Origin of the sequence: Streptomyces sp. NPDC093801 (assembly GCF_040701585.1) — a bacterium.
Taxonomy (GTDB): Bacteria; Actinomycetota; Actinomycetes; order Streptomycetales; family Streptomycetaceae; genus Streptomyces.
In genome coordinates this window covers 112,205-135,830 of the sequence record NZ_JBFBDP010000015.1, presented here as the reverse complement: position 1 = coordinate 135,830, position 23,626 = coordinate 112,205, and the positions used below count along the sequence as shown (strand labels likewise).

Below are 23,626 nucleotides of genomic sequence, written 5' to 3'. Positions count from 1 at the left end.
CAGTGTTACGGAGAGAACCACCGTTCAGACTTACCCATCTACGGAGTCCCCGTGTCGCTGCCACCCCTGGTCGAGCCAGCTGCTGAGCTCACCGTTGACGAGGTCCGTCGGTACTCCCGCCACCTGATCATCCCGGATGTCGGGATGGACGGCCAGAAGCGCCTGAAGAACGCCAAGGTGCTGGCCGTGGGCGCGGGCGGCCTCGGCTCGCCCGCCCTCATGTACCTCGCCGCGGCCGGCGTCGGCACGCTGGGCATCGTGGAGTTCGACGAGGTCGACGAGTCGAACCTGCAGCGCCAGATCATCCACAGCCAGTCGGACATCGGCCGCTCCAAGGCCGAGTCCGCCCGCGACAGCGTGCTGGGCATCAACCCGTACGTCAACGTGGTCCTTCACGAAGAGCGGCTCGAGGCCGAGAACGTGATGGAGATCTTCAGCCAGTACGACCTCATCGTCGACGGCACGGACAACTTCGCCACGCGCTACCTGGTCAACGACGCCTGCGTGCTGCTCAACAAGCCGTACGTGTGGGGCTCGATCTACCGCTTCGACGGCCAGGCCTCCGTGTTCTGGTCCGAGCACGGCCCCTGCTACCGCTGCCTCTACCCGGAGCCCCCGCCGCCGGGCATGGTCCCGAGCTGCGCCGAGGGCGGCGTCCTCGGCGTGCTCTGCGCGTCCATCGGCTCCATCCAGGTCACCGAGGCCATCAAGGTCCTCACCGGCGTCGGCGAGCCGCTCGTCGGCCGCCTGATGATCTACGACGCCCTGGAGATGCAGTACCGCCAGGTCAAGGTCCGCAAGGACCCCGACTGCGCGGTCTGCGGTCCGAACGCGACCGTCACCGAGCTCATCGACTACGAGGCCTTCTGCGGCGTCGTCTCGGAGGAGGCCCAGGAGGCCGCCGCCGGCTCGACGATCACTCCCAAGCAGCTCAAGGAGTGGATCGACGAGGGCGAGCAGATCGAGATCATCGACGTCCGCGAGAAGAACGAGTACGAGATCGTCTCGATCCCCGGCGCGAAGCTGATCCCCAAGGGCGAGTTCCTGATGGGCACCGCCCTCCAGGACCTTCCGCAGGACAAGCGGATCGTCTTGCACTGCAAGACGGGTGTCCGCAGTGCGGAAGTCCTCGCGGTCCTCAAGAGCGCGGGCTTCGCGGACGCCGTCCACGTCGGCGGCGGCGTGATCGGCTGGGTCCACCAGATCGAGCCCGAGAAGCCGGTCTACTAGGCCTGTCCCGGAGGGGTCGTACCGCTCGACGGTACGACCCCTTCGTCGTTCGCCGTCCCGGGGGTGCACACGGCGTTCGCGCCCGGCACCTTCCCGTCCAGCAGGTAGGCGTTCACCGCCTGCTGCACGCACGGGTCGCCGCTGTTGTAGGCGCCGTGCCCCTGGCCCTTGTAGGTCAGCTCCACGCCCACGCCCTTGCCCAGCCGGTCCACCATGTTGCGCGCGCCCTCGTACGGGGTGGCGGGGTCGCCGGTGTTGCCGACGACCAGGATCGGCGCGGAGCCCGGGGCGGAGACGTCCGGGGTCTGCCAGACCCCGGGCACCGGCCAGCCGGTGCAGCTCAGCAGCGCCCAGCCCAGGAAGTCCCCGAAGACCGCGGAGGCCTTGCGGAACTCCGGCAGCTTCGCCTTGGTCTGCTCCAGGCTGTAGCGGTCCTTGGAGTCCGCGCAGCTGATGGCGGTGTTCGCGGCGCCGATGTTGCTGTAACGGCCCTGCTGGTCCCGCCCGTTGAGGGCGTCGGACAGGGCCATCAGCAGCTGCCCCTGTCCGCCTTCGGCCTCGTCCAGGCCCTGTTCCAGCAGCGGCCACAGCTCCTTCGAGTACAGGGCCTGCGCGATGCCGTTCGTGGCCATCGTCTCGGTGAGCATCCGGTCGCCGATGCCGGGGATGGGCTTGGCCGCCAGCGCCTTCTGCAGCTTGACGATGTTCGCCTCGACCTCCTTGGCGGTGGTGCCCTGGATCCGGCACTGCTCGCCCCGGTCCACGCAGTCCTGGGCCCAGTTGTCGAGGGCCAGCTGGAAGCCCTTCGCCTGGCCGAGGGCGCCCTGCGCGGAGTCCTTGGTCGGGTCCACGACCGCGTCGAAGACGGCCCGGCCGACGTTCTTGGGGAAGAGGTGGGCGTAGACCCCGCCGAGCTCGGTGCCGTAGGAGATGCCGAAGTAGTTCAGCTTCTCGTCGCCGAGGGCCTGGCGGATCCGGTCGAGGTCGCGGGCGGCGTTCTCGGTGCCCACGTGGGGGAGCACCTTGCCGGAGTTGGTCTTGCAGGCCTCCTGGTACCTGCGCAGCCCGTCGGTGAAGGCCTTCTCCTGCGCCGGGGTGGCGGGGGAGGAGTCCTGTCCGTAGTACGCGTCCAGCTGTTTGTCGTCCTCGCAGAGCACCGGGGCGCTGCGGCCGACCCCGCGCGGGTCGAAGCTCACCAGGTCGTAGCGGTCGCGCAGGGCCGCGTAGTCCTTGGCGGCGCCGGGCAGGGTGGTGATCCCCGAGCCGCCGGGGCCGCCGAAGTTGAAGACGAGCGAACCGAGCCGCTCCTTGGGCTTCCTGGCCTTCGCCCGGATCAGGGCGATGGGGATGGTCTCCCCCTCCGGCTTGGCGTAGTCGAGCGGTACCCGGAGGGTGGCGCACTGCCAGTCCGCGGGCGGTGCCTGCCCGCCGCCCTGGGCGGCGTCCGGTGCCTCGCACTCCCCCCACTTCAGCGGCGGGGTGTCCATGGCGCCCCCTGACGGGGCCTTGCGCAGCCCGGCTCCCCCACCCGAACAGGCGCAGGTGGTGAGCAGTGCGGCGGCAACGGCGGCGGCTGCGGCGGTCCGGAGGGCGATCGTCGGCATACCCCCCATCGTGGGCGCCCGGCCCGCGCTCCGCCCGCTGACGGTCCAGCCGGGTGACCCGCCCGGTCGGCCCGGAGCCCGTCCGGGGACGCGGCCGGCCGCCGCGCCCCCCGTGGCGACGCCGGCGGCGCCGCGCACCGCGGAGCTAGATGGCTTCCTTCCGCGTCAGGTAGTTGAACGAGACCCACCCCGGCAGCACCGGCAGCCAGAACGTCATCAGCCGGAACAGCAGCACCGCGGAGATCGCCACCTCCTTCTCCAGCCCGGCCGCGATCAGCCCCAGCGTCAGCGTGGTCTCCACCGCGCCGATGCCGCCGGGCGTGGGCGCCGCCGAGCCGAGCGCGTTGCCCGCGAGGAAGACCACCGCGATGCTCGCGTAGCTCAGCGTGTCCCCGCCCCCGAAGGCGCGGATGGACGCGTCCAGGCACATCACGAAGCAGCCGGTCAGCAGCAGGGTGCCGCCGATGCCCGTCATCAGCTTCTGCGGCCGCTGGAGCACGTCCAGCATGCGCGGCACCACACCCGCGAACAGCGCCCGCACCCGGGTCACCACGAACTTCCGCAGGAACGGCACCGCCGTGACGACCAGAACCAGCACCGCCACCGTCAGCAGACCGGCGATGACCGTCCTCGACGGGGTCATCTCCGGGGTCTTCTCCGTCCCCGTCAGGTAGCCGAACGACAGCAGCAGGAGGATGTGGCAGGCCAGGGAGAACAGCTGCGAGGCGCCGACGCTCGCCACCGCGAGCCCCGGCCGGACCCCCGCCCGCTGCAGGAACCGCGTGTTCAGCGCGTAGCCACCGACCGCCGCCGGGGCCACCAGCTTCACGAAGGAGCCCGCCACCTGCGTGATCACCGACCGCAGGAACGACACCCGTTCGGGCACGAACCCCAGCAGGCTCATCGCCGCCGCCACGTACGTGAGCGCAGAGAAGGCCAGCGCGGCCCCCACCCAGCCCCACTGGGCCTCGCCGACGATCGTCGCGAAGTCGACGTGGGCCAGCTGCGTCAGCAGGAAGTACGCGCCGAAGGCGCCCGCGATGAACGACACCAGCGTCCGCGGCCGGATCCGCTCCAGCCGGGCCGGCTCCACCGGGGCCTGCGGGCGGATCAGCAGCACCTGCTTGCGGATCTGGCTCAGCAGGTCCTCTTCCCGCGCTCCTTCCAGCGCGTCGTCCAGCGCCCTCTTCTCCGCCTTGCGCTCCGCTGCCGCCGAGGTCCCGGAGGTCCCCGACGCCGCCTCGCGGGCCGCCTTCGCCGCCCGGGAGGACTCCAGCACGGCCTCCCGCTGCCGGTCGGCCCGCTCCCGGGCCAGCCGGCGCAGCGTCGCCCGCGTGGAGCGGCTCAGCGCGATCGGCTGGAGCAGCGGCAGGCAGTCCGCGACCGTGTCCGGGCCCAGCACCGACACCGCCGAGGCCACCGACCGCTCCGCGCCGACCCGCAGGCCGAGCGTGGTCAGCAGCTGGGCGACGTCCATCCGCAGGACGAGGTCGCCGGCGGCGATCTCGCCGCCCCGCAGGTCGGTGAGGACGACCTTGCCGGAACGATCCACCACCAACGCGTCCCCCGTGAGGCGGCGGTGGGCGATCCGGCGCGACTGGAGGGCCCGCACCTGCTCCCACGCGTTGCGGATCAGCTCGTCGGTGATCTCCTCGTCGGGGAGGGCGTCGAGGGTGCGTCCGCCCAGGTGCTCGTAGACCAGCATCACGGCGTCCGGGCCCAGCTCGGAGGTGGCGATCAGCCTCTGCGCGTTCGCACCGGCCGCGATCGCCGCGTACGCGAGGAGGGCCTCCTGCTCCAGGGCCTGCCGCAGCGACTGGATGCTGCGCCGGGTGGTGATCCCGCGCAGGGTCATCCGCCGCCAGACCCGGTAGAAGAACCCCTGCGCCTGCTGCTCGCGGTCCACGACGGTGACGTCCAGCGGCGGGCCGTCCTCCAGCGTGACGTGGTAGCGCCGGCCCCGGTCGCCGGTCTCGGCGGTGTCCCCGTCGGACGCCTCCGCGCGCATCGCGCTGACCGGCTGGAAGCCGACGCGGCGCAGTCCGGCGAGGAGGTGCTGCCCGGTGGGGCGGACGTTCGGCGAGCCGACCGCGTACAGGGTCCCGTAGGCGACGCTCCAGCCGATCAACACCGTCAGGATGATCGAGAAGGGCGTGGTGTACCCGCTGACCAGCATCGCGAAGGCGTCCAGCAGCAGCACCACCCACAGCGCCACCCGCCAGCGCGGCCGCCGCGTCATCCCGACCGCGGTCATGTACGCGATCACGGGCGCGAGGTACCCGTGCACGGGGTCGGTGAGCGCCCCGCCGCCGGCGGAGCGGGTCAGGGCGTCCTGGATGGTCTCCGGGGCGGCCTGGGAGACCCACAGGTCGGTGGCGAGGGTGACCCCGTGCGCGAGGACGGCGGCGAGGACGCCGTCGGCGATGCGCAGCCCGTCGCGTTTGATCAGCCGTTCGATGGCGAAGGCGACGGGCACGAGGAGCACCGCGATGCTGGACACCAGGCCGGCGACCTTGATCAGCAGGTCGGGCGCCTGGCCGGTGCCCTTGCTGATGTCGGCCTCCAGGCCCACGGTCGTGCCGTGGGCGAAGGCGGCGATGCCGAGCACGACGGCGATCCCGAGGACGCCGACGAGCAGGCGCACCAGGTCGGACGGGCGGTGCACGCGGGCGGCGAGCAGCGGCTCGTCCACCTGGACGCGGTCGGCCGCCGTCGGGGTGTGGCCGGGCGGGTCGTCGGGGTGCGGGTCGTGCGGGGCCGGCCGGGCGCTCCCGTCCGCCCCGGTGTTCCCGGTGTTCCCGGTGTTCCCGGCGTCTGCGGCGGCTGCCCGGCGGGCGTCGTCGGAGGCCCGCCCGCGGGTGTCCGCGGCGGGCTCGCCGGGGCGTGCGCCGGCCCCGTCGGGCGCGTCGTCGTGCGGGCGGGCGTCCCCGCCCGATCCCGCGCCGTCCGGAGGGCTCACACCCCGCTCCTTCGCCGTCACTTCCGTCTCTTCTTGATCACGTATCACCAGTCACCGCCCGGAAGATGGTGGCACGGACCGGCGCCCTCGCGGGGCATCAGGGTGCGCGCCGGTATGGAACCGAAGCTTCCGCCGAGGCGCCCCCGGCATCCGGCACCATGGGCCGAATGAGCGGAGAGCTGCCCGCGTACGCGGAGCGGGTACTGGAGGTGGCCGAGCGGATTCCGCCCGGCCGGGTGATGACGTACGGCGACGTAGCCGAGTGGCTCGGCGAGGGCGGACCCCGCCAAGTCGGGCGCGTCATGGCCCTGTACGGAGGAGCCGTGCCCTGGTGGCGGGTGGTGCGCGCCGACGGCGTCCCCCTGCCCGGACACGAGCGGCGCGCCCTGGAGCACTACCGGACGGAGGGCACCCCGCTGCGCGAGACCCCCTCCGGCGAACCGCGTCTGGCGATGCGGCGGGCACGCTGGGACGGCAGCGGGACGTCCGCCGGAGGCGACGAGACTCACACCTGACGGCTGCGGCCGTCCGGAATCCGTACGGGCACGCGGGGGCCCGTACGGGGGACGGCCCGCGGGCCCGCCGGGTCGACGCCCGGGCCCACCGGGAGGGACTGCGACGCCCCTCCCGGTTGCCGTAGCGTTGCCTCTTCGGCTCCGGCGCCCGCGCCGGCCGCCCGGCTCACCGCACCCGCAGACCCACCAGGACCGGCACCCCACGTGATCACCTCTTCTCCCGGCCGCTCGGAGCGGCGTACGCGTACGCCCGACGCGTACCGCCTGGTGCGCACCGGCCCGCGGCAGGTGGCCCCCCCTGTTCTGGACGCGGCCCAGCGGGCGGTGGTTGATCACACCGCCGGACCGCTGCTCGTCCTGGCCGGCCCGGGCACCGGCAAGACCACCACCCTCGTGGAGGCGGCCGCCGCCCGCGTCGAGGCCGGCACCGACCCGGCCCGCATCCTCATCCTCACCTTCAGCCGCAAGGCGGCCGTCGAGCTGCGCGACCGCGCCGCCCTGCGGCTCGGCGGCGCCCGCGCCCCGCAGGCCACCACCTTCCACTCCTTCTGCTACGGCCTGGTCCGCGCGCACCAGGACCACGAGCTCTTCGCCGACCCGCTGCGGCTGCTGTCCGGACCGGAGCAGGACGTGATGGTCCGCACCCTGCTGGAGGGCCAGCGCCGGCTGCGCACCATCCGCTGGCCCGAGGACCTGCGGGCCGCGCTCACCACGCGCGGCTTCGCGGACGAGGTCCGCGCCGTCCTGGCCCGCGCCCGCGAGCTGGGGCTGGGCCCGCGCGCCCTCGCCGCCTTCGCCGACCGCATCGGCCGCCCCGACTGGAAGGCGGCCGCCGCCTTCCTCTCCGAGTACCTCGACGTCCTGGACCTCCAGGGCTCCCTGGACTACGCCGAGCTCGTGCACCGCGCCGTCCTGCTGGCGGAGGAGACCCCGTCCGTCTCCTCCTCGTACGACGTGATCTACGTGGACGAGTACCAGGACACCGACGCCTCCCAGCTGAGGCTGCTGCGCGCGCTGAACGGCCCGGCGGGGACGCTGGTCGCCTTCGGCGACCCGGACCAGTCGATCTACGCCTTCCGGGGCGCCGACATCAACAACGTCCTCGACTTCGAGTCCTCCTTCCCGGGTGCGGAGGTCCGGGCCCTGGCCGTGGGCCGCCGCTCGGGCGCGAACCTCCTGGCCGCCACCCGCCTGCTCACCGCCCGGATGCCGGTCCCGCGCCTGCCCGCCGCCGCCGTACGGGCCCACCGCGACCTCGCGCCGGTCCGGGAGGGCGGCAGCGCGGAGGTGTACACGTACCCGACGGCCGGGGCCGAGCTGGACAACATCGCCGACATCCTCCGCCGGGCGCACCTGGAGGACGGCGTGCCCTGGCACGACATGGCCGTCCTGGTCCGCTCGGGCGGCCGCACCCTCCCGGCGATGCGCCGCGCCCTGATCGCGGCGGGCGTCCCGGCGGAGACGGACGCCACGACCACCCCCCTCCGCCACGAACCGGCCCTGTCCCCCCTCCTGACGGCCCTCCGCCTCACCGCCACGGCCGCCACCGCCCTCCCGCCCCCCACCACACCACCCGAGCCCCCGGCCGCCGCCGCGCCGGCCGCCGCCGCGCCGGCCGCCGCCGCGCCGGCCGCCGCCGCCCCGCCGGGCGCGGAGCCGGGTGTGGAGCCCGACGGGGCCGAGCCGTCCCCGGCGACGGCCGAGCCCGCCCGCGCAACCGCCGGGGGCGGAGGGTGGGTCGGGGTCGAGGACGCCGTCGAGCTGCTCGGGTCGCCGCTCGGGGGGATGGACGCCGCCGATCTGCGCCGGCTCGGCCGGGCCCTGCGGGACGAGGAGCGGGCCGCCGGGGCCGCCGTGCCCGCGCCCTCCGACGTCCTGCTCGCCCGCGCCCTCGCCGAGCCCGAGCGCCTCACCGCGCACGACCCCGCGTACGCCCGCGGCGCGCAGCGCCTCGGCCTGCTCCTGCGCAAGACCCGCGAGCTCCTCCAGGGCGGCGGCACCGCCGAAGAGGCCCTGTGGACCCTCTGGGACGGCACCCCCTGGCCGCAGCGCCTCGAACGCCAGGCCCGCCGCGGCGGCCCCGCCGGCCGCAACGCCGACCGCGACCTCGACGCCGTCTGCGCCCTCTTCGACAACGCCGCCCGCGCCGAGGAGCGCACCGGCGGCCGCGGCGCACTCAACTTCCTGGAGCAGCTCGAAGCCGAGGACATCGCCGCCGACACCCTCACCACCCGCGCCGTGCGCTCCGACGCCGTGCGCCTGATGACCGCCCACCGCTCCAAGGGCCTGGAGTGGGGCCTCGTCGTCGTCGCCGGGGTCCAGGAAGGGCTCTGGCCCGACCTGCGCCGCCGCGGCTCCCTCCTGGAAGCCGACCGCATCGGACGCGACGGCCTCGCCGAGCCCCTCACCCCCGGCGCCCTCCTCGCCGAGGAACGGCGGCTCTTCTACGTCGCCGCCACCCGCGCCCGCCACCGCCTCGTCGTCACCGCCGTCAAGGCCCCCGCCGAGGACGGCGACCAGCCCTCCCGCTTCCTCACCGAGCTCGGCGTCACCCCCAAGGACGTCACCGGCCGCCCCCGCCGCCCCCTCGCCGTCGCCGCGCTCGTCGCCGAGCTGCGCGCCACCACCGTCGACCCCGACGCCCCGCCCGCCCTGCGCGACGCCGCCGCCCGGCGCCTCGCCCGGCTCGCCGCGCTCACCGACGACGAGGACCGCCCCCTGGTCCCCGCCGCGCACCCGCAGCGCTGGTGGGGCCTGTACGAGCCCACCCGCGCCCCCGCCCCCCTCCGCGACCCCGACCGGGCGCTGAACCTCTCGCCCAGCTCCCTGGAGCAGCTGGCCGGCACCTGCTCCCTCCAGTGGTTCCTGGGCCGCGAGGTCAAGGCCGACGCGCCCTCCACCGCGGCCCAGGGCTTCGGCAACGTCGTCCACGTCCTCGCCGACGAGGTCGCCTCCGGCCGCACCCCCGCCGACCTCGCCGTCCTCATGGAGCGCCTGGACTCCGTCTGGGACGCCCTCGCCTTCGACGCCCCCTGGAAGTCCCGCCAGGAGAAGGACAACGCCCGCGCCGCCCTGGAACGCTTCCTGCGCTGGCACACCACCGACCGCGGCGGCCGCACCGCCGTGGCCAGCGAGCACGACTTCGACGTCACCCTCGACGCCGGGGAGTACGCCGTCCGCATCCGCGGCTCCATGGACCGCGTCGAGGCCGACCCGCAGGGCCGCGCGTACGTCGTCGACTTCAAGACCGGCAAGGGCGCCCCCACCCGCGACGAGGTCGCCCGCCACCCCCAGCTCGCCGTCTACCAGCTCGCCGTCCGCGAGGGGGCCGTCGACGAGGTCTTCGACGGCCGGCGGCCCGAGCCCGGCGGCGCCGAACTCGTCCAGCTGCGCCAGGGCGCCGCGCAGCGCGACGGCGGCGACGGGGTCCCGAAGATCCAGGCGCAGGAGGCGCTGTCGGCGGGCAGCTCGGGCGAGTGGGTCGGCGACCTGCTGGCCACCGCCGCGGGCCGGGTCCTGGACGAGCGCTTCGCACCCGCCACCGGCGAACACTGCAAGCGCTGCTCCTTCCGCAGCTCCTGCAGCGCCCTCCCCGAGGGCCGCCAGACCGTGGAGTGAGACGGCGGCCGGGAGTGTCGGCGCGGGCGGCTAGCCTTTTGAGGTGACCGCGTACGACTCCGGGCGCACCCCCGTCCTCGACGATCCCGAGCAGCTCAAGGAGCTCCTCGGGATCCCCTTCACGCCCGAACAACTGGCCTGCGTCACCGCTCCGCCCGCCCCCCAGGTCATCGTCGCCGGAGCCGGCTCCGGCAAGACCACGGTCATGGCCGCCCGCGTCGTCTGGCTCGTCGGCACCGGCGCCGTCGCCCCCGAGCAGGTCCTCGGCCTCACCTTCACCAACAAGGCCGCCGGAGAACTCGCCGAACGCGTACGCAAAGCCCTCGCACGGGCCGGCATCACCGACCCCGACCCTCCCCCCGGCTTCCCCGGGGGCACCCCCGACCCGGCCGGCCCCGACGCGGCCGGCGGCGAGCCCCGCATCTCCACCTACCACGCCTTCGCCGGCCAGCTCCTCAAGGACCACGGCCTGCGCATCGGCCTCGAACCCAGCGCCCGCCTCCTCGCCGACGCCACCCGCTTCCAGCTCGCCGCCAAGGTGCTCCGCGAGGCCCCCGGCCCCTACCCCGCCCTCACCAAGTCCCTCCCCGACCTGGTCGGCGACCTCCTCGCGCTCGACGCCGAGCTCTCCGAGCACCTGGTCGAGCCGGCGGAGCTGCGCGCGTACGACACGGAGCTCCTCGGCGTCCTCGCGGACACCCGGCTCACCAACGAGGACCTGCGCAAGGCGCCCGCGGCCGTCCGCGGCCGCCTGGAGCTGCTGGAGCTCGTCGTGCGCTACCGCGAGGCCAAGCGCTCCCGCGACCTGTTCGACTTCGGCGACCAGATAGCCCTCTCCGCGCGGCTCGCCACCACCCGCCCCGAGGTCGGCTCCCTGCTGCGCGAGGAGTTCCGCGTCGTCCTCCTCGACGAGTACCAGGACACCTCCGTCGCCCAGCGGCTGCTGCTGTCCGGCCTCTTCGGCGGGGGCGCGGGACACGCCGTCACCGCCGTCGGAGACCCCTGCCAGGCCATCTACGGCTGGCGCGGCGCGTCCGTCGCCAACCTCGACGACTTCCCCGAGCACTTCCCGCACGCCGACGGCAGCCCCGCGACCCGGCTCTCCCTCAGCGAGAACCGCCGCAGCGGCGGCCGCCTGCTCGACCTCGCCAACGGGCTCGCCGCCCCGCTGCGCACCCTGCACGAGGGCGTCGAGGCGCTGCGCCCCGCCCCGGGCGCCGAACACGACGGCCTGGTCCGCTGCGCGCTGCTGCCCACCCACGCCGAGGAGCTGGAGTGGGTCGGCGACTCCGTCGCGCACCTGGTGCGGACGGGCACGGAACCGGGCGAGATCGCGGTCCTGTGCCGCTCGGCCGCCGACTTCGCCCGCATCCAGGCGGTGCTGGTCGCCCGGGACGTCCCGGTGGAGGTCGTCGGCCTGTCCGGCCTCCTCCACCTGCCCGAGGTGGCCGACCTGGTCGCGGTCTGCGAGGTGCTCCAGGACCCCGGCGCCAACGCCGCCCTGGTCCGCCTCCTGATCGGCCCGCGCTGGCGGATCGGCGCCCGCGACCTGGCGCTGCTCGGCCGCCTGGCCCGGCAGCTGGTGGCCCGCCCCGACGCCTCCGCCGGCCCCGACGGCCGCCTGGCGGCGGCGGTCGAGGGCGTCGACCCGGCCGAGGTCGTCTCCCTGGCCGACGCCCTGGAGACCTTCCTGGACGGCTCGGCCGCCCAGGACCTCCCCTTCTCCGCGGCCGCCCGGGTCCGCTTCGCGCACCTCGCGCAGGAGCTCCGCGACCTGCGCCGCTCCCTCTCCGACCCGCTGATGGACGTCCTGCACCGGGTCCTGACCACCACGGGCCTGGAGGTGGAGCTCGCGGCCTCCCCCCACGCCCTGGCGGCCCGCCGGCGCGAGACCCTCTCGAACTTCCTGGACGTCGCGGCCGGCTTCGCCGCGCTGGACGGGGAGGCCACCCTGCTGGCCTTCCTGGGCTTCCTGCGCACGGCCGCCCAGTACGAGAAGGGCCTGGACCACGCCCTGCCGGGCGGGGAGAACACGGTGAAGGTCCTCACGGCCCACAAGTCGAAGGGCCTGGAGTGGGACGTGGTGGTCGTCCCCGACCTGTGCGCGGGCTCCTTCCCGAAGGAGAAGGCCCCGGAGGCCTGGACGGCGTACCCGAAGGTGCTCCCGTACGCCCTGCGCGGCGACGCCGAGACCCTCCCGGCCGACCCGGCGTGGACCTCGGCGGGCCTGAAGTCCTTCAAGGCGGCCCTGAAGTCCCACAAGGAGACGGAAGAGCTCCGCCTGGGCTACGTCACCTTCACCCGCCCCCGTTCCCTGCTGCTGGCCTCGGGCCACTGGTGGGGCCCCACCCAGAAGCGCCGCCGGGGCCCGTCGGCCTTCCTCCGGGCCCTCCACGACCACTGCGCCCGGGGCCACGGCGAGATCGAGGCCTGGGCGGACGCCCCCGCCCCCGACGCCGAGAACCCGGCCCTGGCCGAGAACGCCGGCCCGGACCACTCCTGGCCCCTGCCGTTGGACCCGGCGTCCCTGACCCTCCGCCGCGAGGCGGCGGCCCTGGTCGAAGCCCACCTCACGACCCTGGCCGGACCGGCAGCCCCGGACCGGGCCCCGACGCCGACCCGCGCCCCGGACCCGTCCGGCGACACCTTCCTCTGGCCCCCCGACTGCGAGGACCCGTCCTACGAGGACGAACCCCCACCGACGGAACCCGAAGCCCCCGGCACCCCCTGGGCGGGCGAAGCCGTGCCGGCGGACCCGACCCTGCCCGGGGCCGATCCGACCGCGCCCGCCGGCGGCCCGGCCGACGACCTCTGGGCGGGCGAAGCCATCCCCGAGGACCCGCGGGGCGAAGCCCCGGCCCCGCCCCGCCGCAGCCCCTCCCAGCCCGCCGCCGACGACCTGTGGGCCGGCGAGGCCGTGCGCGCGGACCCCTGGGCCGCAGCCCCGGACGGGCACGCACCCGGCCCCCGGCCCACCGGAGCCGTCCCCGCCCCCCGCACGGCGGGACCCGGGGCCGGCAGCGGGCTGCCCGGTGACGCCGACGCCCCCCCTGCCCCGGACGACCAGTGGCCCGGCGAAGCCATGCCCGAGGACCCGTGGGGCGGAGCCCCGGTTTCGGGAAGGGGCGGGGTGGGGGAACCCGTCCTCCGGCCCGAGCCCGCCGACGCCGCCGACGACCTGTGGGCCGGCGAGGCCGTGCTGCCCGGGGACGGGGCGGGACACGACGGTCCGTACGCCGGCGAGCCCGGGCGGCCGTCCTCCCGCGGCCGCGCACCGGAGGGCGCCGGGCTGACCCCCGAAGAGGCGCGGACCATCGCCTCCTGGGACCGCGACCTCGACGCCCTGGAGGGCGAGCTGCTGCGCGCCCGCGCCGCCGTGCGCGACGTGGAGCTGCCGCCCGCCCTCTCCGCCAGCCAGCTCCTGCGGCTCGCCGCCGACGAGCAGGCCTTCGTCCGCGACCTCGCCCGCCCCATGCCCAAGCCCCCCCAGCCCGCCGCCCGCCAGGGCACCCGCTTCCACGCCTGGGTCGAGTCCCGCTTCGACGCGCTGCCCCTGCCCCACCTCGACGTCCTCGACCCCGCCGCCGACCTCCCCGGCACCGACCAGGAGATCGCCGACACCGCCGACCTCGAAGCCCTCAAGGCCGCCTTCGAGCGCAGCGAGTACGCCGAGCGCACCCCGTACAGGATGGAGGCCCCCGTCCAGCTCACCCTCGCCGGCCGGGTGATCCGCGGCCGGATCGACGCCGTCTACCGCAACCCCGACGGCTCGTACGAGGTCGTCGACTGGAAGACCGGCTGCACCACGCAGGCCGACCCGCTCCAGCTCGCCGTCTACCGCCTCGCCTGGGCGGAAGCCACCGGCACCCCCCTCGACCGGGTCGCCGCCGCCTTCCTCCACGTCCGCAGCGGCCGCGTGATCCGCCCCCGCGACCTCCCCGGCCGGGAGCGTCTTGAGCGGATCCTCCAAGGCAAATCGGGCACGGACGGTGCCCACCAGGTGGACGGCTAGGCTCGTGGCCATGAGCGAAACCCCGGACAACGTCGTCCGCACGTACATCGACACGCACCGCACGGCCTTCCTCGACGACCTCGCCGAGTGGCTGCGCATCCCGTCCGTGTCGGCGCAGCCCGAGCACGCGGGCGACGTACGCCGCAGCGCCGAATGGCTCGCCGCGAAGCTGAAGGAGACCGGCTTCCCGGTCGCCGAAGTCTGGGAGACGGCCGGCGCCCCCGCCGTCTTCGCCCACTGGCCGGCCGCCGACCCGGCCGCCCCCACCGTCCTCGTCTACGGCCACCACGACGTCCAGCCCGCCGCCCTCGCCGACGGCTGGCACACCGAGCCCTTCGAGCCCGTCGTCAAGGACGGCCGGATGTACGGGCGCGGCGCGGCCGACGACAAGGGGCAGGTCTTCTTCCACACCCTCGGCGTCCGCGCCCACCTCGCCGCCACCGGCGCCGGGGCTCCCGCCGTGCACCTCAAGCTCCTCGTCGAGGGCGAGGAGGAATCCGGCTCCCCGAACTTCCGCGCGCTCGTCGAGGCCCGCGCCGCCGAGCTCGCCGCCGACGTCGTGATCGTCTCCGACACCGGCATGTGGTCCGAGACCACCCCCACCGTCTGCACCGGCATGCGCGGCGTCGCCGACTGCGAGATCGACTTCCACGGCCCCGACCAGGACATCCACTCGGGCGCCTTCGGCGGAGCCGTGCCCAACCCGGCCACCGTCGCCGCCCGCCTGGTCGCGGCCCTGCACGACGAGGACGAGCGGGTCACGATCCCCGGCTTCTACGACGGCATCACCGAACTCACCGACGCCGAGCGCCGGCTGATCTCCGAGCTGCCCTTCGACGAGGCCGAGTGGCTGCGCACGGCCAAGTCCCACGCCGCCTCCGGCGAGGCCGGCTACTCCACCCTGGAACGCGTCTGGGCCCGCCCGACCGCCGAGGTCAACGGCATCGGCGGCGGCTACCAGGGCCCCGGCGGCAAGACCATCGTCCCCGCCTCCGCCCACCTGAAGCTCTCGTTCCGCCTGGTCTCGGGGCAGGACCCGTACGAGGTCGAGGACGCCGTACGCGCATGGGTCGCGGCCCGCGTGCCCGCCGGCATCCGGCACTCGATCACCTTCGGCGCGCCCACCCGCCCCTGCCTCACCCCGCTGGACCACCCCGCGCTCCGGTCCGTCGTGCGCGCCATGGGACGCGCCTTCGGGCAGCAGGTCCGCTTCACCCGCGAGGGCGGCTCGGGACCGGCGGCCGACCTCCAGGACGTCCTGGACGCGCCCGTCCTCTTCCTCGGGATCTCCGTCCCCTCCGACGGCTGGCACTCCCCGAACGAGAAGGTCGAGCTGGACCTGCTCCTCAAGGGCGTCGAGACCGCCGCCCACCTGTGGGGCGACCTCGCCGAGAACTGGGCCCCGCCCGCGCCCGTCGCGGCGGCCGCCGCCACCACCGCCTGACCGCACGCACCACCCGCGTCCGTACGCCTGCCTTGTCCCATCCACCGGGGGAGTTGGAAGTACCCGTGAGCACGCACACCGAGCGCCCACTGTCGCTCACCGCGCCCAGCGACATAGACCGCGCCGCGCACCACCGCCTCGACGAGGCCTGGCTCGCCGCCGCCTGGAGCCACCCGACGACCCGCGTCTTCGTCGTCTCCGGCGGCCAGGTGCTGATCGACGACACCCCCGACGGCGGCACCGGCATCGTGATGACCGCGGCCTTCGAGGCCCCGGCCACCGAGACCCACCGGTACTTCCTGGGTACCGACGAGGACGGCGTACGGTACTTCGCCCTGCAGAAGGACTCGCTGCCGGGCCGCATGGACCAGTCGGCCCGCCCCGCCGGGCTCCGCGAGGCCGGCCTGCTGCTGTCCCCGCGCGACGCCGGGCTGATGGTGCACGCGGTGGCGCTGGAGAACTGGCAGCGCATGCACCGCTTCTGCTCCCGCTGCGGCGAGCGCACGGTGGTCGCCGCCGCCGGGCACATCCGCCGCTGCCCCGGCTGCGGCGCCGAGCACTACCCCCGCACCGACCCGGCGGTGATCATGCTGGTCACCGACGAGCAGGACCGCGCCCTGCTGGGCCGCCAGGTGCACTGGCCCGAGGGCCGCTTCTCCACGCTGGCCGGCTTCGTGGAGCCCGGCGAGTCGATCGAGCAGGCCGTGGTCCGCGAAGTGTGGGAGGAGGCGGGCGTGCGGATCGGCGAGGTCGAGTACGTCGCCAGCCAGCCCTGGCCCTTCCCGTACAGCCTGATGCTGGGCTTCAACGCCCGCGCCGTCAGCTCCGAGATCACGGTCGACGGCGAGGAGATCCAGGAGGCCCGCTGGTTCTCCCGCGAGGAGCTGCGCGAGGCGTTCGAGTCCGGGGCGGTCGTCCCGCCGTCGGGGATCTCGATCGCGGCCCGGCTCGTCGAGCTCTGGTACGGCCGGCCCCTGCCCAAGCCCGCGCCGTAACGTCCGTCACGTGCGGAAGGCCCCCGCCTCGGCGGGGGCCTTCCGCTGCCGCGGGCCGGGCGGCCCTCAGACCGCCAGGGCCTGCTTGACCTGGGCGAGGCTCGGGTTCGTCATGACGGACTCGTTGCCGGCGGAGGACTTCACGAGCACGGTCGGGACGGTCTGGTTGCCGCCGTTGGCCTGCTCCACGAACTTTGCGGACTCCGGGTCGAGCTCGATGTTGATCTCGTTGTACGCGATGCCCTCGCGGTCCAGCTGCGTCTTCAGCCGACGGCAGTAGCCGCACCAGGTGGTGCTGTACATCGTGACCGTGCCCGTGTCCTGCATGCTCGCTCCTCTGTGAGGTCTGGGGGAACCGGAGCCCCGCCCGGTCCGAGTACTCGAACGTACGCCGCCCCCGGGCCATTCCCGGCCGCCGCCCGGTATGACCCATCCGACAACCTGCCCGGTCCTGTGGACGGATTTCCCGGCCGCCCCACCCGACCTGGCAGCATGTTGGGGTGACAGCAGCAACGCACTCCTCATCGTTCCCGGCCGGCCCGGGCACCGGCGCGGCCGACGCCGACGCCGTGCTCCTGGGCCTCGACCCGGAGCAGCGCGAGGTCGCCACGACCCTGCGCGGCCCGGTGTGCGTGCTGGCCGGAGCCGGTACCGGCAAGACCCGCGCGATCACCCACCGGATCGCGTACGGGGTCCGCTCCGGGCAGCTCATGCCGGCCAGCGTGCTCGCCGTCACCTTCACCAACCGCGCCGCCGGGGAGATGCGCGGCCGGCTGCGCGCCCTCGGCGCCGGCGGGGTCCAGGCCCGGACCTTCCACTCCGCCGCCCTGCGCCAGCTCCAGTACTTCTGGCCCAAGGCCGTCGGCGGCGACCTCCCCCGGCTCCTGGAGCGCAAGATCCAGTTCGTGGCCGAGGCCGGCGCGCGCTGCCGCGTCCGCCTCGACCGCAACGAGCTGCGCGACGTCACCGGCGAGATCGAGTGGGCCAAGGTCACCCAGACCGTCCCCGCCGACTACCCGGCCGCCGCCCTCAAGGCGGGCCGCGAGGCCCCCAGGGACACGGCCGAGATCGCCCAGATCTACAGCACCTACGAGCAGCTCAAGCGCGACCGCGGGATGATCGACTTCGAGGACGTGCTGCTCCTCACCGTCGGCATCCTCCAGGACCGGCACGACATCGCCGAGCAGATCCGCGCCCAGTACCAGCACTTCGTGGTGGACGAGTACCAGGACGTCAGCCCGCTCCAGCAGCGGCTCCTGGAGCTGTGGCTCGGCGAGCGCGACAGCCTCTGCGTCGTCGGCGACGCCAGCCAGACCATCTACTCCTTCACCGGTGCCACCCCCGACCACCTGCTCGACTTCCGCACCCGCTACCCCCGCGCCACCGTCGTCAAGCTGGTCCGCGACTACCGCTCCACCCCCCAGGTGGTCCACCTCGCCAACGGCCTGCTGGCCCAGGCCCGGGGGCGGGCCGCCGAGCACCGGCTGGAGCTGCTCTCCCAGCGCGAGCCCGGCCCCGACCCGGTCTACGCCGAGTACCCCGACGAGCCGGCCGAGGCCGAGGGCGTCGCCCGCCGGGTCCGCGACCTGATCGCCGCCGGGGTCCCGGCCGGCGAGATCGCCGTGCTCTACCGCATCAACGCCCAGTCCGAGGTCTACGAGCAGGCCCTCGCCGACGCCGGGGTCCCCTACCAGCTGCGCGGCGCCGAGCGCTTCTTCGAGCGTGCCGAGGTCCAGAAGGCGGTCCTCGCCCTGCGCGGAGCCGCCCGCTCCGCCGGCAACGACCCGCTGCTCGACGACGTCGTGGAGCTCGGCTCCCAGGTCCGGGCCGTGCTCAGCTCCACGGGCTGGACCGCCGAGCCGCCCGCCGGCTCGGGCGCCGTGCGCGACCAGTGGGAGTCGCTGGCCGCGCTGGTCCGCCTCGCCGAGGACTTCGCCCGCAGCCGGCCCGGCGCCGGCCTGGCCGAGCTCACCGTCGAGCTGGACGAGCGCAGGGCCGCCCAGCACGCCCCGACCGTCCAGGGTGTCACCCTCGCCTCGCTGCACGCCGCGAAGGGCCTGGAGTGGGACGCCGTCTTCCTCGTCGGCCTCACCGACGGCATGGTCCCCATCACCTACGCCAAGACCGACGAGCAGGTCGAGGAGGAGCGCCGGCTGCTGTACGTCGGGGTCACCCGCGCACGGCTGCACCTGACGCTCTCCTGGGCGCTCTCGCGGGCTCCGGGGGGCCGGGCCTCCCGCCGCCCCAGCCGCTTCCTGAACGGCCTGCGGCCGGGCTCGGCGGCCCCCTCGGCGCGGACGGGAGCCCCGGCCGAGCGCGGGGCCCGCAGGCGCGGCAGCCGGGGGCCGGCGCTGTGCCGGGTCTGCGGCAGGACCCTGACCGAGGCCGGGGACATGAAGCTGATGCGCTGCGGGGACTGCCCGTCCGACATGGACGAGGGCCTCTACGAGCGGCTGCGCGAGTGGCGGGCCGGCCAGTCGAAGCTCCAGGGGCTGCCCGCGTACTGCGTCTTCACGGACAAGACGCTGATGGCCATCGCGGAGGCCGCGCCCTCCGAGCCGGGCGAGCTCTCGATGATCTCTGGAGTCGGAGGCCGCAAGCTCGACCGGTACGGGACCGACGTCCTGGCGATCTGCGCAGGCCAGGAGCCTGCGGGCGAGGATCCTGACGACGCGTAGAAACTCGTCGGAAAAATAGTTTGCACATGCCGCACGGATCCCCATAGGTTCTTAGCAACGGAAACGGTGGCTTCTCCGAAGCCCCGGATCCGTGCTGTACTTATCCGAATACGCATGGGACAGGCCCTCGGGCCGGGTCCCCGAGACGCCGAGAGGAGGCGAGACCAGTGACCAGCTTCATGACCTTCACCAAAATGACCGATCGCTCGGTCGACGCTTCCTGCCTGCTCGGTTCCGTCTCCCTCCGGGGCACCGGTCTGTCCGCGATTTCCGCCGACAAGCCCGCCCTGCTGGCGACCCTTCCGGTCAGCGAGCGCAATGAGCGACCGACCAAGGCACTGGTGGCAGTAGCGGAAGCCCAGCAGGCGCATGGCGCCTATGGCTTCGCGGCCGCAGCCGGTGCCGGATTCCTGACGAAGACGACGAAGCAGCAGCACCACCTGATGTGGGCCTTCCGTGGGCTCGAACCCTGGAGTGATCCAGCCTGATCGCATGATCAGGCCGGCGCCTTCAGGGCCGCGGAACCCCACCCGGGATCCGCGGCCCTTCTGTTTGTCCCCGACCGGGGACGACGGAGCGAAGGGGCCTCGGGACTGGCAGGACCAGGTAGCAGCCGCCACCCGGCCGACCGGCCGGAACGACTAGCCGAACAAGACGAGGAAGAGACAACCGTGCAACTCGAAGCGCACGCCCCGTCCGTGACCCAGACCCGAACGATCTCCCCGCCCGCAGTCCCGGAGGACCCCGCCTTGACCCCCCTCACCGCGCTCACCGCGCTCGACGACGCCATCGAGAACCTCGGCGTCCCGGTACCCTGCCGCACCTTCGACCCCGAGGTCTTCTTCGCCGAGTCCCCGGCGGACGTCGAGTACGCCAAGTCCCTCTGCGGCACCTGCCCGCTGGTCGAGGCCTGCCTCGCCGGCGCGAAGGAGCGCCGCGAGCCCTGGGGCGTCTGGGGCGGAGAGCTCTTCGTCCAGGGCGTGATCGTGGCCCGCAAGCGTCCCCGCGGCCGCCCGCGCAAGAACCCGGTTGCTGCGGCATGACCGCCACCGGAACCATCGACCGCCCTCTGACGCACGACCCCTTGAAGCAGGCCCCCATGTCCCCCCACGCCACCACGAGCGAGCAGCCGAACGGCTCCGCCACCGCAGACTTCATCACCACCGGCGCGATCACCTCGCGTCAGAACAGGACCCGCGAAATGCAACTCATCCCAGAAGCCCTGGCCCGTGCGCATATGGACGACCGGCTGCGCGAGGTGGACGCCCAGCGTCACGCCGTGCGCCTGGTCACCGCCCGGCGCATGCAGCGCAAGGCCGAGCGCGTTTCCCTGCGCGCCCGGCGTGCGCTGGCCATGGCCGTCATGCACTGACCGTCCCGCACCGGGCCGGAAACCGGCTCGAGGACGGCATGAAGACGGCTTGAGCACCGCCGCAGCCGGCCGACCCCGGCAGGCTGCGGCACTCCCCGGAGGGACCGGTCCGAACGGACCGGTCCCTCCGGTGCGTTGCGGGGCCGGCACGGCCCGCCGGGGATATCGTCTGGTGGTGGACCAGCCGAATCCCCACCCCGCCCAGCGGGGACCCGAGGACCAGCCCGTCGTCTGCGCGCGCTGCGGTGCCCGCTCCCCGAACGGCGCCCCGCCCACCTGGACCTGCTCCGTGGAGAACGGGACCAGACAGTACTTCTGCGTCGACTGCGCGCGCGCCAACCTCCGGGCGATCGAAGGCCGGCTCGACTCCTCCTGGTGGTGACGCCGGTTCGGCCGGCCGCCCCAGCCCCACCGCCCGGACGGGCGCTCAGTCCTCGGGAGCGAACCCGGGCAGCCAGGCGTCGAGTTCGTCCCGCAGCCGCACCGTCGCACCCAGCTGGCACAGCACCCCGATGGTGCTGAGCGTCACCCGGTGGATCAGCAGGTAGGACGGCGGCAGGTTGATCTGCCGCCCCAACTGGTGTGCGGGGGAGCGGGGATCGGCGATCCGGGCCGCCTGTCCGCGCAGCCACGACCGGGTGAAGGTGAACTCGTCGGCCTCGGCGGGCTCGATGATCGGCTTGAGGTAGTCGAGCACGGCGTCCGGGTCGAGTTCGATGGACTCCTTCACGAAACCCTCGGCGCACAGGTGTCCGTAGACGCCTTCGGCGTCCCCCTCCAGGGTCATCCGCAGCGACCGGCCGATCGGCTTGGGCCAGCCGCCCGGCAGCCGGTCCACCGTGCCGAAGTCCAGCACGCCCAGCCTCATCCGGCCGTCGGCCCCGGATATGAGCCGGAAGTTCCCCGGGTGCGGATCGGCGTGCAGCAGCCCGGTGCGCGCGGGACCGGAGAAGAGGAAGCGGGTCAGCAACTGGCCGGCCCGGTCGCGCTCCTCCTGCGTGCCGTCGGCGACGATCTCCGACAGCGGGGTGCCCTCCAGCCACTCGGTCACCAGCACCTGGTCGCCCTGGTGCACCACGTCCGGGACGACCACGTCCTCGTCCCCGTCGAAGGCGTCCGCATGGGTGCGCTGGGCCTCGGCCTCCAGCTCGTAGTCCAGCTCCTCCGCGACCCGGTCGCGCAGCTCGGTGATCAGCGGCTTGACGTCCATGCCCGGGATGAGCGGGCCCAGCAGCCCGGCGAACCGGCCCAGCTGCCTGAGGTCCGACAGCAGCGCCTCCCCGGCCCCCGGGTACTGGACCTTGACCGCCACCTGCCGCCCGTCGTGCCACACCGCCCGGTGCACCTGCCCGATGGAGGCGGCCGCGGCCGGCTTGTCCTCGAACTCCTCGAACAGCTCCCGCCAGTCCTCGCCGAGCCGCTCCGCGAGCACTTGGTGCACCCGCGCGGCCGGCAGCGGAGGGGCCGCCTCCTGAAGCTTGGTCAACGCGGCCCGGTAGGGCCCGACGACCTCCTCGGGGAGCGCCGACTCGAACACCGAGAGGGCCTGCCCGAACTTCATGGCACCCCCCTTGAGCTCGCCGAGCGTACGGAACAGCTGTTCGGCGGTGCGCTGCTGGAGCTCCCGGGCCACGATCTCGGCGGACTTGCCGCCGATCCGCTTGCCCAGCCCCCAGGTGGCCCGGCCCGCGATGCCGAGCGGCAGTGCGGCCAGCTTGACCGTGCGGGTGACCGCCTTCCGGGGAAGATCAGACATACGCCCCTCCAGTTCCCAGACTGCTGTGCCGCGAGCGGCGGTTCGGGGCGCCCCTCGGCCCCCGACGCATCCTGCCATGGCCGTCCCGCCCACCGGACCGGGGCTCCTCCCGGGGTTCCGGCGGAAGTCAGGCCGCTCACGACCGCACCGCCCCGGGCTCCGCCGCCGGCACCGCCGCCGCGCACGGGCAGTCCGGGTGGGGGTCCAGCCCCGAGCGCTCCCAGTGCAGGGCGGGAAGGGCAGCCTCCCAGCGCGACCCGGTGGAGGCGGGGAGCCGGCCGTCGAGGAAGGCCAGGGCGTGGGCTGCGGCCAGGCCGGCCACCGCCGTGGACAGTCCCAGATCGCAGGCGGCCCGCTCCCGGCGCCGGTGCGCCGACCGCCACTGGACCAGCATCCGCGGCCAGGCCGGATCCCGGTCGACGCGCTCGCGCTCCATGCACCCCGCGCAGGCCGTCACCCCCGGCAGCACCAGCGGCCCGACCAGCCCCGTCCCCTCCAGCACCCCCGCGTACAGGTGCGGGACGCCCGTCGCCACCCAGTCTGCGGCCGTGGCCGGGTCGGGCGCCCATGCCCGCAGGCCGTCCCGGGGCGCGACCACCACCAGCGCGACCTCCGGCCCGGGCCCCCCGGCCTCGCCCTCGCGCGGAGCCCGCCCCGGGGCCGCGTCCCGGACGAGCGCACGGGCGGCCTCGGCCCGCAGCCGGCCCACGCTCCCCGGGCCCAGGCCGCCCGGAGCCACATCGGCCGCCTCCACCCGCCCTCCGTCGAGCACTTCGACCCGGCCCACCCCGGCCCCCGCCAGCACGGCGGCGATCAGCGCCCCCACCCTGCCGCTCCCGCGCACCCGGACCCGTATCGCCCGGCGGGCCGCGACCCCGCGCAGGTCGCCCCCGGGCTCCGGGTGCACCAGGGACAGCGAGCCCAGGTCGGGCCCCAGCCGCTCCAGTGCCTCGGGCCGGCTCCGCACCGCCTGCGCCGGCTCTCCTCCGGCCGTGGCGTCGTCGATCAGTCCGGCCCCCGCGAGCCGGCGGACCAGGCCGTCCGCCAGACCGTCCGGCAGTCCCATGCCCCGCGCCTCCGCGCGCAGCAGCTCCATGCCGCGCGTCCCGTCGATCCGGTCGATGAGCGAGCCCGTGGCCGTGTCCACCGGACCGAGCACCACCGCATGCGCCGGCGTCACCCCGAACTGGACCGTCTGCAGGTCCCGCCACGCCCGCGCCAGCGCCGGCTTCACCTTCGGATACATCGCCGCCCCTCCTGTCCCCGTACCGTCCGCCGTCGTTCCGCGGTGTTCCTCCGTCACGATGCCCGCCCGCCGCGACGGGTGCGCAGGTTTGTCCACAGGCAGGGGTTATCAGTCGTATGAGATGAATGCGAGGGGTGTGTGCGACGGCATCCGCGGGGGCACCCCCGGGGCATCCGCGGGGGATCCTGTTCGAACCG

At 74.5% G+C, this 23,626-nt stretch carries 16 protein-coding genes; 11 read left to right on the top strand and 5 right to left on the bottom strand.

Going from position 1 to position 23,626, the window contains the following annotated elements; all coding sequences use genetic code 11:
- Positions 1 to 51: 51 nt before the first annotated feature.
- A complete protein-coding gene (moeZ, locus tag AB0469_RS19250; RefSeq protein WP_042814972.1) occupies positions 52 to 1,230 on the top strand; it encodes an adenylyltransferase/sulfurtransferase MoeZ in 1,179 nt (392 codons plus the stop codon).
- Here moeZ and AB0469_RS19245 read toward each other — a convergent pair.
- Both AB0469_RS19245 and AB0469_RS19240 read right to left on the bottom strand, forming a co-directional pair.
- Positions 1,227 to 2,834, bottom strand: coding sequence for an alpha/beta hydrolase (locus AB0469_RS19245; protein WP_366452597.1), 1,608 nt, complete (start codon positions 2,832 to 2,834; stop codon positions 1,227 to 1,229). The genes moeZ and AB0469_RS19245 overlap by 4 nt on opposite strands.
- Before the next feature lie 145 nt (positions 2,835 to 2,979).
- Entirely contained in the window at positions 2,980 to 5,841 is a 2,862-nt protein-coding gene (locus AB0469_RS19240; protein WP_366452596.1) for a lysylphosphatidylglycerol synthase transmembrane domain-containing protein, read from the bottom strand.
- A 119-nt stretch (positions 5,842 to 5,960) separates the two neighbouring features.
- Here AB0469_RS19240 and AB0469_RS19235 point away from each other — a divergent pair, with 119 nt between their 5' ends.
- The 5 genes from AB0469_RS19235 to nudC all read left to right on the top strand — a co-directional run bounded on the left by AB0469_RS19235 (position 5,961) and on the right by nudC (position 16,377).
- Entirely contained in the window at positions 5,961 to 6,308 is a 348-nt protein-coding gene (locus AB0469_RS19235; RefSeq protein ID WP_366452595.1) for an MGMT family protein, read from the top strand.
- 204 nt (positions 6,309 to 6,512) lie between these two features.
- A complete protein-coding gene (locus AB0469_RS19230) occupies positions 6,513 to 9,926 on the top strand; it encodes an ATP-dependent DNA helicase (RefSeq protein ID WP_366452594.1) in 3,414 nt (1,137 codons plus the stop codon).
- Positions 9,927 to 9,969: 43 nt separating this feature from the next.
- Entirely contained in the window at positions 9,970 to 13,938 is a 3,969-nt protein-coding gene (locus AB0469_RS19225; protein WP_366452593.1) for a UvrD-helicase domain-containing protein, read from the top strand.
- Positions 13,939 to 13,948: 10 nt separating this feature from the next.
- The gene (locus AB0469_RS19220; RefSeq protein ID WP_366452592.1) at positions 13,949 to 15,382 is read left to right on the top strand and encodes a dipeptidase; all 1,434 of its coding nucleotides are present in this window, start codon (positions 13,949 to 13,951) and stop codon (positions 15,380 to 15,382) included.
- A gap of 53 nt (positions 15,383 to 15,435) precedes the next feature.
- Complete coding sequence (nudC, locus tag AB0469_RS19215; RefSeq protein WP_042816459.1) at positions 15,436 to 16,377, top strand: NAD(+) diphosphatase; 942 nt, start codon at positions 15,436 to 15,438, stop codon at positions 16,375 to 16,377.
- 66 nt (positions 16,378 to 16,443) lie between these two features.
- Here nudC and AB0469_RS19210 read toward each other — a convergent pair whose 3' ends face one another.
- Positions 16,444 to 16,704 (bottom strand): mycoredoxin, encoded by a 261-nt coding sequence (locus tag AB0469_RS19210; protein ID WP_045949161.1) that lies wholly within the window; start codon positions 16,702 to 16,704, stop codon positions 16,444 to 16,446.
- A 173-nt stretch (positions 16,705 to 16,877) separates the two neighbouring features.
- On the opposite strand from AB0469_RS19210, the gene AB0469_RS19205 reads away from it, so the two are divergent.
- The 5 genes from AB0469_RS19205 to AB0469_RS19185 all read left to right on the top strand — a co-directional run bounded on the left by AB0469_RS19205 (position 16,878) and on the right by AB0469_RS19185 (position 20,809).
- Entirely contained in the window at positions 16,878 to 19,055 is a 2,178-nt protein-coding gene (locus AB0469_RS19205) for an ATP-dependent DNA helicase UvrD2 (RefSeq protein ID WP_366452591.1), read from the top strand.
- Between the two features lie 179 nt (positions 19,056 to 19,234).
- A complete protein-coding gene (locus AB0469_RS19200) occupies positions 19,235 to 19,543 on the top strand; it encodes a hypothetical protein (protein ID WP_366452663.1) in 309 nt (102 codons plus the stop codon).
- A gap of 183 nt (positions 19,544 to 19,726) precedes the next feature.
- Positions 19,727 to 20,098 (top strand): WhiB family transcriptional regulator, encoded by a 372-nt coding sequence (locus AB0469_RS19195; RefSeq protein WP_366452590.1) that lies wholly within the window; start codon positions 19,727 to 19,729, stop codon positions 20,096 to 20,098.
- On the top strand, positions 20,095 to 20,427 hold the full coding sequence (locus AB0469_RS19190) for a hypothetical protein (RefSeq protein WP_366452589.1): 333 nt from the start codon (positions 20,095 to 20,097) through the stop codon (positions 20,425 to 20,427). The genes AB0469_RS19195 and AB0469_RS19190 overlap by 4 nt, the downstream gene beginning before the upstream one ends.
- A gap of 175 nt (positions 20,428 to 20,602) precedes the next feature.
- On the top strand, positions 20,603 to 20,809 hold the full coding sequence (locus AB0469_RS19185) for a hypothetical protein (RefSeq protein ID WP_042813622.1): 207 nt from the start codon (positions 20,603 to 20,605) through the stop codon (positions 20,807 to 20,809).
- Positions 20,810 to 20,854: 45 nt separating this feature from the next.
- Here AB0469_RS19185 and AB0469_RS19180 read toward each other — a convergent pair whose 3' ends face one another.
- Together AB0469_RS19180 and AB0469_RS19175 are read right to left on the bottom strand one after the other, a co-directional pair.
- Positions 20,855 to 22,183 (bottom strand): AarF/ABC1/UbiB kinase family protein, encoded by a 1,329-nt coding sequence (locus AB0469_RS19180; protein ID WP_366452588.1) that lies wholly within the window; start codon positions 22,181 to 22,183, stop codon positions 20,855 to 20,857.
- A gap of 136 nt (positions 22,184 to 22,319) precedes the next feature.
- The gene (locus AB0469_RS19175) at positions 22,320 to 23,429 is read right to left on the bottom strand and encodes a ThiF family adenylyltransferase (protein ID WP_366452587.1); all 1,110 of its coding nucleotides are present in this window, start codon (positions 23,427 to 23,429) and stop codon (positions 22,320 to 22,322) included.
- Between the last annotated feature and the right edge of the window lie 197 nt (positions 23,430 to 23,626).

What these genes read in the sequence shown, in the direction of transcription:
- AB0469_RS19175 (WP_366452587.1), bottom strand. Translation starts at nt 23,429, where the DNA reads ATGTATCCGAAGGTGAAGCCGGCGCTGGCGCGGGCGTGGCGGGACCTG.
- AB0469_RS19235 (WP_366452595.1), top strand. Translation starts at nt 5,961, where the DNA reads ATGAGCGGAGAGCTGCCCGCGTACGCGGAGCGGGTACTGGAGGTGGCC.
- AB0469_RS19200 (WP_366452663.1), top strand. Translation starts at nt 19,235, where the DNA reads ATGACCTTCACCAAAATGACCGATCGCTCGGTCGACGCTTCCTGCCTG.
- AB0469_RS19180 (WP_366452588.1), bottom strand. Translation starts at nt 22,183, where the DNA reads ATGTCTGATCTTCCCCGGAAGGCGGTCACCCGCACGGTCAAGCTGGCC.
- AB0469_RS19190 (WP_366452589.1), top strand. Translation starts at nt 20,095, where the DNA reads ATGACCGCCACCGGAACCATCGACCGCCCTCTGACGCACGACCCCTTG.
- AB0469_RS19220 (WP_366452592.1), top strand. Translation starts at nt 13,949, where the DNA reads ATGAGCGAAACCCCGGACAACGTCGTCCGCACGTACATCGACACGCAC.
- AB0469_RS19245 (WP_366452597.1), bottom strand. Translation starts at nt 2,834, where the DNA reads ATGCCGACGATCGCCCTCCGGACCGCCGCAGCCGCCGCCGTTGCCGCC.
- AB0469_RS19210 (WP_045949161.1), bottom strand. Translation starts at nt 16,704, where the DNA reads ATGCAGGACACGGGCACGGTCACGATGTACAGCACCACCTGGTGCGGC.